The 14,356-nt window shown below is 49.4% G+C and carries 10 protein-coding genes; 4 read left to right on the forward strand and 6 right to left on the reverse strand.

Annotated elements, in window-relative coordinates:
• The first annotated feature begins 45 nt into the window (after positions 1-45).
• A complete protein-coding gene (locus IX84_RS09050) occupies positions 46-720 on the forward strand; it encodes a response regulator transcription factor (RefSeq protein WP_044219067.1) in 675 nt (224 codons plus the stop codon).
• Here IX84_RS09050 and IX84_RS09055 read toward each other — a convergent pair.
• The 3 genes from IX84_RS09055 to IX84_RS09065 all read right to left on the reverse strand — a co-directional run bounded on the left by IX84_RS09055 (position 717) and on the right by IX84_RS09065 (position 5,035).
• Positions 717-3,983, reverse strand: a complete 3,267-nt coding sequence (locus tag IX84_RS09055; RefSeq protein WP_044219070.1) for a sensor histidine kinase — start codon at positions 3,981-3,983, stop codon at positions 717-719. The two genes, IX84_RS09050 and IX84_RS09055, sit on opposite strands and share 4 nt — an antisense overlap.
• A gap of 191 nt (positions 3,984-4,174) precedes the next feature.
• A complete protein-coding gene (locus tag IX84_RS09060) occupies positions 4,175-4,717 on the reverse strand; it encodes a DedA family protein (protein WP_044219071.1) in 543 nt (180 codons plus the stop codon).
• Between the two features lie 96 nt (positions 4,718-4,813).
• The gene (locus IX84_RS09065; protein ID WP_044219074.1) at positions 4,814-5,035 is read right to left on the reverse strand and encodes a heavy-metal-associated domain-containing protein; all 222 of its coding nucleotides are present in this window, start codon (positions 5,033-5,035) and stop codon (positions 4,814-4,816) included.
• A gap of 239 nt (positions 5,036-5,274) precedes the next feature.
• Between IX84_RS09065 and IX84_RS09070 the strand changes: the two genes are divergently transcribed.
• Positions 5,275-6,132, forward strand: coding sequence for a tetratricopeptide repeat protein (locus IX84_RS09070; RefSeq protein WP_044219076.1), 858 nt, complete (start codon positions 5,275-5,277; stop codon positions 6,130-6,132).
• Between the two features lie 26 nt (positions 6,133-6,158).
• A complete protein-coding gene (locus tag IX84_RS30855) occupies positions 6,159-6,935 on the forward strand; it encodes a hypothetical protein (protein WP_052515894.1) in 777 nt (258 codons plus the stop codon).
• Here the strand turns inward: IX84_RS30855 and IX84_RS09080 are convergent.
• A complete protein-coding gene (locus IX84_RS09080; protein ID WP_044219080.1) occupies positions 6,932-8,071 on the reverse strand; it encodes a VWA domain-containing protein in 1,140 nt (379 codons plus the stop codon). The two genes, IX84_RS30855 and IX84_RS09080, sit on opposite strands and share 4 nt — an antisense overlap.
• Positions 8,072-8,155: 84 nt before the next feature.
• Between IX84_RS09080 and IX84_RS09085 the strand changes: the two genes are divergently transcribed.
• Complete coding sequence (locus tag IX84_RS09085) at positions 8,156-9,040, forward strand: bile acid:sodium symporter family protein (protein ID WP_044219083.1); 885 nt, start codon at positions 8,156-8,158, stop codon at positions 9,038-9,040.
• 583 nt (positions 9,041-9,623) lie between these two features.
• Here IX84_RS09085 and IX84_RS09090 read toward each other — a convergent pair.
• Both IX84_RS09090 and IX84_RS09095 read right to left on the reverse strand, forming a co-directional pair.
• A complete protein-coding gene (locus IX84_RS09090; protein ID WP_052515895.1) occupies positions 9,624-12,881 on the reverse strand; it encodes a hybrid sensor histidine kinase/response regulator in 3,258 nt (1,085 codons plus the stop codon).
• 30 nt (positions 12,882-12,911) lie between these two features.
• A complete protein-coding gene (locus IX84_RS09095) occupies positions 12,912-14,282 on the reverse strand; it encodes a sigma-54-dependent transcriptional regulator (RefSeq protein WP_044219085.1) in 1,371 nt (456 codons plus the stop codon).
• Positions 14,283-14,356 lie beyond the last annotated feature (74 nt).

Here is a 14,356-nt window from a genome sequence, read left to right on the forward strand (position 1 = left end):
TTCGTTTATCAGTAGCTACTTTAAGCAGATAAAACACTGTTATTATTGAGTCAGGTAATCCGAACGGCTATTATTGATGATCAGGAGTTGCTGCTACAGCAAATGAAAATGCTGTTGGAATTGTCTGCTCACGGCATCCGATGTACGTTGCTGTCTACATCGGTGGAAGGCTTTTTTGATCAGTTGTTTGAAGAACAACTTGAGCTGGACATTATTCTTCTGGACCTCGATCTCCGTGGCGAGAAGAGCATTGTTCACTTGCCAAAGATCAAACGGCTGACGAAAGATGCTAAAGTTATCATGGTTACGGGGCACGATAACCCTAAGCTGTTGGCTAAAGCTGTGGAAGCCGGAGCGGATGGTTATTTTGTGAAGCGTACTGACCCTCAGCCAGACTTAGCGGAGGTGGTAAAACTTACCTATGCGGGGGGAGCCTTTCTGGAGCCGAGCATTTCTGCCAATCTGCTTAAAGCCTTTCAAAACCGTAAACTTCCACACCATCAGGTTAATATTGGCGAATTATCCAAAAACCTGAACATCATCCTGGTCAAGCGGGAAATCGAAGTCTTGGACGGGTTGTTGCAAGAGAAAAGCTATCAGGAAATCGCTGACGATAACCATATTTCCATAAATACCGTCCGTCACTACGTTAAAGGCCTCTATCAAAAGATCGGGGTAAGCAGCCGGCGGGAACTCATCGAGAAAGTAGTCAATTCTTAGTTTTCCTCTTCATACAACGGAAGGGTGACGATGACTGTAGTCCCCTGCCCGGTTTTGCTTTCAAAGGCGAGCTCGCCCGATTGCAGCCCAATCAGCTCTTTGGTGATATTCAGCCCCAGGCCAGTGCCGACTTCCCCGGATGTGCCCACCCGGCTTTCCTGCAGCGTACTTGAAAATACCCGGTTTATGATTTCCTGTTCCATGCCTATACCAGAGTCTTTTACTTCGAGGCAGGCACGTTGGTCCCGCGTGAAGCAACTTACCCGGATGCTGCCGCTCTGATCTGTAAATTTAAGAGCATTGCGGAGGAGGTTTTGCAGGCAAATATTCATGGCATTGAAATCGGCCAGAGCGGTGGGGTCGCCAGAAATATCCAGTGAAAGCTCAATGCCTTTGCGCTCTGCTACGGGTTGTTGTTCCCGGATTAAGCGTTCGAGGAGTGGCCTCAGGCGGACTTTATCTCTCTGGATGACCATCTTGCCACTTTGTAGGGTAGCCCAGCGCGTGAGATTCTCGATAGCACCTTCCATGCGGAGTGCAGCATGGTGTATATTTCGGCTGAGCGCCTCTGCACTATCGTAGTCTTCAACCCTAATGGTCTGCAAAATTTGCCGGGTTGCGCTGCCAATAAAAAACAGGTTGCCTTTGATTTCATGTCCGATGATGGACATTACCTTGTCCTTCCCTTTATTCAATTGCTCGAGCTCTGTGTTTTGCCTCAGAATGGTCTGCCGGTCCTGATTGATGGTTTGGGTCCGGCGTTCTACTTCCTGGCGCAGCCGTTTTTCTGAGTGCCTCAGCTGCCTTAACCTAAATCTGAATACAAGGAAGCCAATCCCTGTGGTACCGAGCGCAATCAGGAGCCAGAAATACCATTTTTCGTAATAGGGTTTCCGTACAAGCAGCGGAATGCGCAGCTCTTCAGAGTTATGGGCATAGGTGTTGGTCCGGCCCCGTATGCGCAGCTGATATTCGCCGTATGGCAGGCCGCTAATGACCAGCTCGTTACTGCTCATGGGAATCCAGTTGTCATGCTGCCCATCGATGCGGTAATCATACTGATGGTCCTCAAGCGGGAGGTAGGAAGCCACATGCACTTTTAGGTGGCAGGCCATATTGGTCAGGGGGGAAAGCTCAATTCGGTGGCTTTGAGACCAGGTTGCTGTCCGGTCCACGAGCAGACCGGTCTTCTTGTCGGGCACACCGAAGTAGACCACATTAAGGGAGGCATTTCGATCCAGGTCAACCAGAATACTGTCCGGGTGGAATACCACAGCCCCCGCTACACCTCCCAGAATGAGGCGCCCGTCCTCAAGTTGAAGATGGGAATTGTAGTTGAACTCATTGTCGGGCAATCCACTTTGGCGGGTGAAAGTGCCAAACTCGCCGGTAGAGGGCATAAGCCAGATCAGCCCGTCATTGGAGGGCACCCAAAGGCGGCCGGAGCGGTCAGGGTATACCGCATGGTGGACATCATTGGGCAGGCCCATGGTGTTGCGGTTGTATTTTTTTACCAATTGGCTGGAGGGCGTCCAGCGCCACAGGCCGCTGCCATTTGTCGCCATCCAGCAGGTATCCGGTGAGGACCAATACAGGTAATTCAGGGAAATGGTGGTATCGGCTTCAAAATGATGCACCACAGCCTGGGTTGCTGTATCTACACTGTAAAGGCCCTTGTCGGTTGCCAGCCACAGACGGTTGTCATGCTCCGTAATGTGCCGCACCGAGGACCTCCCCAGCGCTCCGGTTGTATTAATTTCGGTGTAAAACCGGTAATGATCCTCTCCCTTTTGATAGGCTGCAAGCCCGGCTGATGTCCCCAGCCAAATTTGTCCTGATGAGTTTTCAAATAAAGTATAGATGGTCAGGAATGACCGGCCCGGATCAGCCTTAGGAATGGTTTGGAAAACGTCTCCGCTACTGTTGCAGCGTTTAAGAACTGAAAGGTGGCTGCAGGTCAGTAGGGTATCCGGGCTCAGCTTGATGGCGTCCAGCCAAACCTCATCTTCGGCTTTCCGAATCCAGAAAATTTCTTCAGTGATAGGGTTGTAGCCTGCCAGACCGGAATAACTACTGAGCAGGACAGTATCTGCGCGATAAGAAAGAATAGCCCGCATACTGTTCAGCTCGTCGTCTTCTGTGAGCAGTTGCCGGAATGGCAGTTTGAAAACCTTAAGGGCCAGTATTTTGGAGTACATCGTAGCATAGGCCACCCCTGCCTGGTCAAAATAAAGCTCCTGGGGCAGGTTGTTGACGAGAAACCCTCTGGCTTCTTCCGGATAGGCCTTTTTGAATGAGAATGGCTGGCTCGCTGTTTTGTCGAATACCCGCCAGTCATCTGTGCTAACGATGTGCCAGATGCTCTCTTCTTCCTGCCATTTAATGCAAATAGCATTAGTGATGTCAACTTTCGTCTCCTTGTTAACAGTCAGGTGGGGCTGAATACCCTGCCCCGGCAGCAGTAATAGTTGCCGGATCGCTTGGCCGTTATAGATAATTTCGGGCCAAAAATATAAGGAATACACTTGAGGCCCGGCCTTGGAGATCCGCAAGGGAGATATCGGAACAGAGTAGGTAGCTGTTATTTTCCCATCCGGGCTGACTTGTGACAGGCGGCCACTGCTTCCTATCCAGTAGGAGCCATCTGTATTGGGATAGACCGTGTTGATCAGCTGTCCGGATAAGGGTGGCATAGGTATTTCGTGGAAGCCAGACTCGTCGTACCGGTAAACTTTTCCTTTAAGAGTGCAGAGATAAACAGGGGATCCGGGGCGGCCATCACTGCAGATATTGATGATGTCGCTGGTGGAAAAAGGCAGGCTATTCCGGTAGTACTCCTGAAAATCATGTTGCTTTCCATCCTGGCTGATGACCTTAAGGGCAAGTTCGCCACAAAAATCAACCTGCGCTCGCCTTGCAAGCTTATAGCTACCCGCCCAGATGACCCCATCTGGCGCTTCGAATAGCAGGTTGTTGAATCTGGAAACAACCGGTGGCTGTTCATCTAAGAATGCACTGATTCTGTAGCCATCGTAGCCATTGAGCTGCTTTTCGGTGTAAATCCAGAGCCTTCCGTCGGAACTGATCATGCTGGTGTGAGGGTTGTGCCCTTCTATGCCATCGCGGTAACTTATGCTCCCCATTGCACTTTGGAAGCCTTGCCCCGGACCTGTTTTTACCAACAGGAGTAGTATTGCTGCCAGGTAGATTTTGACCCGGTACGCCGTTTGCCTGCTGAACGTGTCTGGTAACAACTCCCGCATGAGTGAATATTAGAGGTTTTTGCCAGGCCAAAACTTCCCCGGAAGATCAATTAAGCTATACATCGCGATCTGGGCATTTCCATAGGAAGGCACCCAGCCTTTACAGCAAAAAACGGAACCTCATTTTTATACCTTAGCCCGTTTCTTTATGGCCTGTACAGGATAAAGATAGGCGTTCTAAAGCAATCTGTTCACAGTTTGCTTTGATAACGAAAGAATAGGAAGGCTCCCCCGCCTGTGAGGAGCAATAGCATTGCCGGCAGGTAAGACTTGAGCGTTGCCAGTCCATGAAGCAGCGGTTCTGAAAAAAAGAACCCCAGGTTGCCCACAATTAGCACCCAAAGCAGTGTACTGATGAAGCTGAAAAGCGCAAAGCGGATAACTGGAACTTTAGCTACACCGAAAAGCGTAGGCAAGACAATCCGAAAGCCATACATGAACCGGTAAACCAGCAATAACAGTGTAGAACGCTGTTCAACCGCAGTTGCCATCTGATTGAAGCGAGGCTGCAGCTTAGGGCGCCGGTCAATAGCGGTCTGCCCCCCCTTGCGGCCAGCCAGATAGAGCGACCAGTCTACAGCTTGAGCACCCAGGAATACAGCCAGTAATACATAATAGAAGTTGAGGTAGCCCAGCCGGGTGGCCTGTATAGCAGTCAGAAAAGCTACTTCTCCCTCAAGTACTGCACCCAGGAAAGCTCCAATATATCCGAGAGACGAGATCCATTCTGCCATGAGGTTGATTTTAAAAATGAACAAATTAGCTTCTCAACAGGCAAAGATGCAGGATTGGTTCCGGAAACACATCAACTCATCGTTAAAAAATGATAATCAGTTTGTTACCTCCGCCGGGTGGATGTCAAAACCGGCATCTTCAACCGCTTCAACCACCGCCGCTTCGTCAAAATCTGAGCCGCTGACCGAAAGGATTTTGTCCGGGTTGCTGGTGTCTACTTCCCAGTGGTCTATACCGGGGACATCGCCTAAAAAACCAGTGACGGCTTTCACGCAGTTGCCACAGTTAATATTGGTTTTGAATTTCTTCGTTGGCATGGTTGATTTACAGATTGGTATTGGCTTGAGAACGCCTGAGAAACCAAGATAGTTGAGGCGTATACCAACGGATTCAAGCTCCTTTTAGGCCGAGCTTCGGATCAGATAAATTTGTAATCAAACAAGGTATGCCTTATATTAATCTTTGAAATGTATGGCACCAGCGGAGGTTGAGGAAAAATAACCACATTGCCGGGCTGTTAACAACTATTTTATTCGGAAAGGACCGAGGAGCAAGGATGAGCAATCAACCAACAGAACAACATAGAGCGTTATTCGAACAGGCACAGCAGTATGAGGCAGGGTCTGATCCCTACAACGCAGTCAAACTTTACAAGTTGGTGGCCCGGGAAGCCCCCCAGTGGGAGCAGCCCTATTTACGGCTGGGACAACTGTACAAGTACCGCAGAGAATGGAAGCCCACGTTGTACTACAACAAAAGAGCTGTTACTCTTGATGTGTCCAACCGGCAGGCATGGTGGGACGTTGGACTGGCTGCAACGGCCATCGGAAAATTAAAACAGGCACGCAGGGTCTGGGATAAATTTGGCTGGAGCCCTCAGAAGCAATATTCCCTGAAGCCGGTTTCTGTGAGGCTTCAATTCCAAAATCAGTTTGAGGTGATGTGGGCCCAAAGGGTCAGCCCTTGCCTTGGATATATCCGCTCCATCCCTCAGCCTGCATCCGGGCGCCGTTACGGAGACCTGGTGCTGATCGATAATGTAGTACGCGGTTACCACAGCAGCGGCATGTACCGATTGCCTATATATGATGAGCTGGGGCTGAAGAAATGCGGGCATTACGGAGCTTATTCCTGTACTTTGCTTAGTGCTGGGGAGGACGATATCAAGCTACTTCAGCAACTGTGCCTGGAGCAGAACCTTGGCTTTGAAGTTTGGGGCAACGCAGCTCAGGCCGCTACCGTTCGGGATTCCGGGGGCAAGCCGGAGTACTACGCTTTTAACTGGGATACGGCCCCGGAATTATTAGTCGCTATTGCTGCCCGGCAGGAAGCGGAGGTACTCAGCGTGCTGAAAAACTGGGAAGTCATTTCGCTCAAAAGCTTCACAGGCTTCAGAGCACATCAAATCCTTTAACTTATTTCCAATTAATTATTAAATCTATGACGGAATCACAGCGCAATCGTATCAATGCGGTCATTGAGGAAGGCTACCACTTTGACCTTAGCGGTTATATCAGCCGGGGCTTTACGCTCTTCCAGAAAAGTGCGGGCAACTTTATCGGCTTTGCCTTTCTGGCAGGCATGATCATTGTTGTTGCCAGCCTTGTCCCCTTTATAGGGTCCCTGCTTTCTAATCTGGTTCTTACACCTGCCCTTTTGGTAGGAGGCTACCTTGCTGCCCACAAGCTCCATCGGGATGAACCACTGGAATTTGGCATTTTTTTCAAGGGGTTCGATTATGTAGGGCAACTCGCACTAGCCGCTTTAGTGACGAACCTGATCATTTTCGCTTCCTTCATCCCGATGCTTGTCGTTTGGTATCTGACGGGCACCTTTGAATGGGTATGGAATGCTATTGATAATCCCCTGGCTACCGTTGAACCCCCGGCTTTTCCCTTCTGGTCTTTCCTGTTGCTGGCGCCGGCTGTTTATTTTGGTATAGCTTATTCCTGGGCTTATCACTTTATTGTGTTTTACGGGATGGAGTTTTGGGATGCTATGGAAACCAGCCGGAAAGTCATTAGCAAAAAGTGGGGGCTGTTCTTTCTCTTTTTCCTGGTCCTCGGGCTGCTGGTCGGTCTGGGTTTTCTGGTGTTCTTTGTGGGCGTATTAGTGGCATTCCCTGTGCTGATGTGTGCCAATTATGCCGCATTCGCTGATGTTACGGAACTGCTTGCAGAAAAGGAAGATGACCTGGTAGAGCACCTGATTGATTAGTTCTTGACAGGGATGTTTTCCTGAGCGAGCCAGTCTGTGATAGGGCGCTGCTGAATAGCCGCGGCCATCATGCCCGGGAACTGTTCTGGCGTGCAGGCGAAGCAGGGTATATTGAGCACGGCTAACTGCGCCGCGATATCCTTGCTGTAGGCAGGGGCGCCCTTGTCATTCAGGGCAAGCAATGCAATAAACTGAGTGCCGGCTGCCTTGATTTGGGCTGCATGGGCAAGGAGCTTTTCCGGGCGCCCCCCCTCGTACAGATCGCTAATAAGCACAAGTATGGTATCGTTGGGGCGGCGGATAAGCGGGCGGGCGTAGGCTACGGCTTTGGCAATGTCGGTGCCACCGCCCAGTTGAGTGGCGAACAGCAAATCCACCGGGTCCTGCAGGTGCTCAGAAAGGTCTGCAACCGAGGTGTCGAAGGCAATAAAACGGGTTTGAAGGGCCGATACAGAAGCCATAATACAGCTCAGGATACTTGCGTAAACCACAGAAGCAGCCATAGAGCCACTTTGGTCAGCCAGGATAAAAACATCCTTCAGCCGTGACCGCTTTCGTCCATACCCGTGCAGCTGCTCAGGGATAATCGTTTTATAGTCCGGCTGATAATGTTTCAGGTTGGTGCGGATCGTGCGGTGCCAGTTGATTTCGTTGAGGCGGGGACGCCGGTTGGGGGTCGCCCGGTCAAGGCTGCCCCGGATGGCCCGCTTAAGTGGAAACTCCAGGCGTTTTTCCAGTTGTTGTACAATTTTTCTGATTACGATTCTTGCTGAAGCTCTGGTTTCATCAGTCATCTGCTTGTTCAGGCTCAGCAGAGTGCCAACGAGTTCCACATCAGGCTCAATCGCTTCGAGTAATTCCGGCTCCAGTAGCATGCGTTCCAGGCCCAGGCGCTGTAGAGCATCGCGCTGCATGAGTTGGACCACAGGAGTGGGGAAGTAACGGCGGATATCTCCCAGCCAGCGATTGACATTTGGGGCAGAGCTGCCGAGGCCGCCCTTACGGTCACTATCGTAAAGGGCTTCCAGAACTTTGTCCATGCCCTTCGCGTTCCCTGACAACGGGACGGAAACGGAAGGGTCTGACTGTTTTCCCAGAATAAGCCGCCAGCGTTCTGTTTTCTTTGCCTCGTCCAATTTTTAATTTTGAATTTTCAACTTTTATCTTTCTTTGCACGAAGATAGCAGATTGACCTGCCTTTTGCATATTTTCAAACGAATATGGCCTTTATAGATATCCTTATTCCGGTGGTGTTAGCGCTCACGATGTTTGGCGTTGGGACTTCTCTGGAGCTTTCAGACTTCAAAGAGATTGTAGCCCGGCCCAAACTGGTAGCGTTGGGATTGAGTTTGCAAATGCTGTTTCTGCCAGCTGTGGCTTTTCTGGTCTGTCTGTTGTTGCCCGTTAGCAATACCTGGAAATTGGGCATCATTATTTTGTCGCTTTGCCCAGGCGGGGCAACCTCTAATTTTATCTCCTATTTACTGGAGCTTAAGACCGCTCTTTCTATAAGCCTGACCGCGATCAACAGCCTGCTGATTTTGGTGACCATCCCGGTGGGGGTCAACCTCGGGGCAGAAGTGTTTATGCATACCTCAGCCTCGTTCAGTCTTTCGGTTACAGAGACGTCTTTAAATGTACTGCTGATCGTGCTTCTGCCCGTTTCACTGGGGCTTATATTCCACAGGCAGTTCCCGGTACTTGCAGAGCACTTTAAGCAGCCAGTGAAAGTGGTGACCACCCTTTTGCTGGCAGCTGTTTTTGCCATTAAATTCTTTGGAGGCGAAGAAAGCGGAGGGAGCCAAATCAGTTGGGCAGATATCGCTGTGCTCGCCCCGGTCATGCTTGGTTTCCACTTGTTTACGATGTTTATGAGCTACTGGACCGCCAATCGTATCGTGAAAGAAAGTGCTTATGATGCCATTACGATCGGTATTGAGGTGGGGTTGCAAAACACTACGCTGGCGCTGTTAGTGGCAACCGTGATGATTGGTGACGAACAGATGGCTGAACCCACCTTAGTGTACGCCATGTTTTCTTTCTTTACTACCCTTGGCTTTGGCTATCTGGCGAAGTGGTCTGCCGATAAGCACGCTGCATCATAAAAAAAGCCCTCTGAGCAACGTGGCTCGGAGGGCTACAATTCTCCCAACACATTTAAATCTTTATCTCTTGTTTTGAACAAGATGTCGGTAAAGAAACGAAGAATTGGGTTGTTCTAAAATGTGAAAAATATGTAATGGCAGCCTTGTTCCGTAGTCCGGGCAAGATATCTCAAAAGGGGATTTTTTCCCATTTTGAATAATTAGTCTCAAATTGGGATAACCTGGAGCGAGGGTTTGGAATTAAATAATTGTATTACAGGTGTTTGTGTCTTTTGGCATAGCTTATGCTGTAGTTCAAACCGGTAATGAGAGCGAATCTGTCTGAAAATCAGGCAACGTTCATTTAAGTTATGTTGGAGGAAGCTTCGCAATTATAATGGGGAATCACAACAGAGGCTTCCTCCCCATAACGCTCTCCAAACTGTTGATTATTACGCTGCAAAAGTGCTGCGATCAAGATAAATGGGTTTTTAGGTGTATTTGTAGCTAGCCGCCAGGTACTGATTTCATTCATAAGAGAGCGAATATTAACTCGAGGGTTAAAAAGTTTTAATTGAGAATCAGAAATGGTGGCTAGCTTTTTTTATGCCTGCAACTTTGAAAGTTTTTCTCTGAGCAGCGGTATAGCCTTTTCCGTATCTGTCACAAGTTGATTGATCTGCTGGTCTATTTGGTCTTTTGCCGGTGCTGTCTTGGCTATTTTTTCAATAGAGAGCGCAGTTTCCTGCTGCGCAGACATGCCAAGCATCATATAGTTAGGTTTTAACTGATGAGCCATTCTGTATACCGTATCCCAGTCTTCCTGTATCAGCCCTTTTGATAATTTGGCGATGTTTTCCGGTGCTTCCTGAATAAAGGTTTCAACGATCTCTTTGACGAAGTTTTCGTCTCCTCCGCTGAATTCATGCAGGTAAGTGAGGTCGACTTTGACAGGGGCCTGGCTATTATCATGCTCTGTATTCATAGCTAATTGCTTTTTGCTAGTTGAATGGCTCAGTTGTAAGCTGTTAAGGATAAGTTTTGATAGTGCAGCCGGAGAAAAGGGTTTGGTGATAAACTCGTTCATGCCAGCCTCGATAGCGCGCTGCTTTTCGTCCAGCAGGGCCGCTGCGGTTAGCCCGATAATGAGGGAGTGCTGATTGGGGTTGCCTTCTTCAGCCCTGATTTGAGCAGTAGCCTGGCAACCGTCAAGTTTGGGCATGTGAATGTCCATCAGGATGATGTCAAAGTGTTGTTGCCTGGTTTTTTCCAGAGCCTCTTCCCCATCATTCGCAATCATAAAGTGGCACCCCCAGTCTTTTAGGATATGGCTGGCCAGCTTTTGGTTCATAGGGTTGTCTTCCACAAGGAGTACCCAAAGAGAACGGAGCAGGCCCTGATGGACAGCCTGCCCAATCGGGGTTGCCTCCTGACCTTCGTCTGACTGTTCAGACATGGGCATCGATAGGTTAAAGATGAAAGCGGTACCTTTGCCTGGCTCGCTTTCTACCCAAATTTTGCCTCCCATGAGCTCAACAAGTTGTTTGACTATGGAGAGCCCCAGCCCGGTACCTCCGTACTTACGGGTAATATCCGAGTCTGCTTGCTTAAAGTTCTGAAAAATGAGCTCCAGCTTTTCTTTGGCGATACCTATACCGGTATCGAATACTGTAAACTGCAGGCTCATGTGCGTATCTGTGCGCTTTGTAAGCCGGGCTTTGATGCCAATGGTGCCCCGGCTGGTAAATTTAATGGCGTTGCCGAGCAGGTTGGTGAAAACCTGGCTCAGGCGGGTAGGGTCACCAATAAGCTGCCGGTCTATCTGCTCATCGAGGTCCAGATTGACGCTTACTGGTTTATTCTTCACCTTAAGTTGGAAGCTCTGCTTGAGGTTGTTCAGAATACGGCGAAGGCTGAAGGGGCTTGATTCGAGGCTGAGCTGGCTGGCTTTAATTTTGGAGAGGTCCGGTATATTGTCGATAAGGGACAGCAGGCTGTCTGCTGAAAATTTGAGCGAATCCAGGTAGTCCCGCTGCTCCGGGGTAGGCTGCGTATTGAGCAGTAAGTGCGTCATACCGATTACGGCATTCATAGGTGTCCGGATTTCATGGCTCATGTTAGCCAAAAACTGCCGTTCGGCCTGTATGGCTTTTTCTGCCCGGTTTTTTGCAGCTTGTAGCCGTTCTTCCAGTTGTTTGCGCTCTGTAATATCGTAATGTATACCGATGTAGCCCTTCAGTTGGCCCCGCCGGTCAAGGATAGGCGTACTGCTGACTATCGCCCAGATGGTGCTGCCGTCCTTGCGCATAAACTGTTGCTCATAGATAACAGCTTCTGAAGCTGCCCGTTCTGCCCGGTACAGTTCATCGCGGTAAATTTCCGGAGAGGCCACAAAGATATCTTCAGGTTTCCTGCCGGTAAGTTCGGACTCTTCATAGCCTAACATGGTGCAGAAACGGTCAAACGCTCGTGTGATGAGCCCTTGTTCATTCAACTCCAGCAGGCCCAGCTCCATATTTTCAAGGATGCCCCGGTAGCGCTCCTCACTTTCCTGAAGGCGGGTTTTAGCCGTTTCGCGGGCTGTGATGTCATGGCATTGCCACAATAAGCCAAGGTGCTCCGTTCCGGAATGGACAGGAATAGCATCGAAACAGAGAATTTGCCCATCGGGCATGGTAAACTTCTGATCCGTAGACAATACCCCCGCTTTGAGTGTCTGGCTGGTCCAGTTTTGGAAGGCTTCCGGCTCTGTATGTTGCAGAGCCACTTCCTGAAGCAGTATGGTGGCATCCACCCCTATCAGATCTTCCGGGGCATAAGGTATCTTAAATAACTCACAGAACACTCTGTTTACAAGCAAGGTCTTACGTTCGGTATCTTCAAAAAGTATGGCGGCCTGAAGGTTGGCCACAAGCGCACTAAGCTGTGTGTTGAGTTGGCTGAGCCGGTTTTCATATGCGTATTGACTGGTAATATCGCGTACAATGTGGCGCGATCCTGCCCGGTGGCCATTTATATCGCGTATGAGGGTGGAATTAAAAGTAACATACCTTTCCAGTTGGCCAGAGGTTAGGATGCGGCACCTGAAGTTGCGGTCGGACTCGAAGTCAAGTAACTTTTGCAAAAAATATTCAAACTTGTCCCGGTCGTCAGGGTGGATGAAATTGGTTAGCTTGTACCGGGAAGGCGCTGTGCCGCTCTGATCTGCCGCAATATCCAGTAAAGCCTGTGCCGACCGGTTGGTTTTTTCGATGTGGTCGGTCTTGTTGAGAATGACCAGTGAGTCAGACATGTTCTCGAACAGGTCACTGTACTGGGCAACGCTTTTTTCGAGCTGCCCCTGCACCTGACTGACTAATTGTTGCTGTTCCCTCAGGCGGGCATGGACCATGCAGGCATCCATGGAAATCCCGAACTTTACGATTAGTTTGGAAAGCTCCTGCATAGAATTTAATTCGAATGGCCGCTCTCTGTCAGCTTCGAAAATCTGCACAAAGCTGAAAACAGGTAATTGGAAGTACCCGTAGGCGCCTTTCCCCAGGTGGGCGCTGTATACGAAAGGCTCTTCCTCGGTTTTTTTGGACAACACTTTAGTGAAAAAGGGGCGGTCTTCTAGTGTTTTTGGGGTCGAATGGTCTTCTGATACGACTGCCGAAGTGTGATCGGCCTGCTCCGGGTAGGCAAATTCGAGTTGATAGGCACCAGAAGGGGAGCGCAGCCACAGCCCCGCAAAAGTAAGGCTGGTGGACTCAACGAGCTTACTCAGGAAAAATCTGGCATTCTCCTGAGCATGGAGTGATGTTCCTATCGCGAGCGAGAGCTCAAAGAAACGCTCCAGCTCGGTTCTTTCTATTTGGTGCATATCTGATGACCTGATTGCTCGATTGGCGGTTTATCCAGCCTGTTCGACCTCTTCTTTCTCTTCCTTTAGCATGCGATAAATCGTTGATTTACCAATATCGAGTTTTTCGGCGACCTTAATGACATCATTTTCATATTTTTTCAGAAAGTGATGAATGATCAACCGTTTGTATTCCTCCAGGGTTAACTCTTCAGTCAGGAAAGCATCTTCTTTCCGGATACTTCTAAACTGAATATCATCAGCAAGTATGCCTTCAGATTCATCTGCCATCACAGCGGCGAGCTCGATAACCGCGCGAAGTTCCCGTACATTTCCCGGGAAGCTGTATCCCAGTAGTTTATTCTTGGCTTCTTTGGTCAGTAAAAGGCTGCTCAGCCCATTTTGTTTGCTGAATTCCTTTAAAAAGGAATTGGCCAGCAGAAAGACATCGTTGCCGCGGTCTCTGAGCGGAGGCAACTCAATAGTCAGCCCCAGAAGACGGTAGTAGAGGTCCTCCCGGAACCGTCCGGCTTTGACTTCTTCGCCCAGGTCTTTATGAGTGGCAATAATGATCCGGGCATCAAAGGGGATCGGTTCTTCCCCTCCTACCCGTACGATCTCCCGCTCCTGAATAGCCCGGAGCAGCTTAGCTTGGAGGTTGAGGCCCACCTCGCCAATCTCATCCAGAAATAATGTGCCTTTATCCGAAAGTTCGAACTGTCCCTTTTTCCGTGTCACAGCACCGGTGAAGGCCCCTTTTTCGTAGCCAAAAAGTTCACTTTCCAAAAGGTCTCGGGGAATGGCTCCCATATTAACAGCCACAAAACTGCCGTCCCGGCGTGTTGAGTTGTAATGAATACTCTTGGCAACGACCTCCTTGCCCGTACCGGTTTCTCCGTGGATAGAAACGGTAATATTGGTCCGAACGGCTTTTTCCATCAACCGGAATACCCGCTGCATAGCTGGGCTCGCACCGATAACAGACTTGCTGAATTCGTACTTGGCTACTACCTCACGGCGCAACTGATCAACTTCCTCTTCAAGGTCGATCTTTTGCTTGATCTGTTTGATGTCATTTTCAAGCCGGGCCCGGAAATCCTCACTCTTCGTTATGTAGTCGTAGGCTCCTTCATTGCGGATGAGCTTGACCGCCGTTTCAACATCTTGTTGTCCAGACAAAATAACCACCGGTATATTCTGGTCATAATGCTTGATGCGTTCGAGTACTTCCTCGCCCGTCATATCAGGCAGAGAGTAGTCAAGAGAAATAAGGTGGGGGTTGAGGTTCAGTTTGTCCAGGCAAGCGGCACCCGTATCGAAGACGTGCACTTCATGATCAGGGTTGAGCTCCAGAAAGTACCGGAGCATGCGCATATATGTTGGGTCGTCTTCTACGACGAATATTCTAAAAGAGGTATCCATGGGCAAATCAGCAAACAGGTTGATGGGTAAGATATTGTTTATGGTGCAAAATTCCTAGCAATAGGTTAGAGAAA

It is taken from the genome of Phaeodactylibacter xiamenensis (genome assembly GCF_000759025.1).
In the GTDB taxonomy this organism is placed as follows: Bacteria; Bacteroidota; Bacteroidia; order Chitinophagales; family Saprospiraceae; genus Phaeodactylibacter; species Phaeodactylibacter xiamenensis.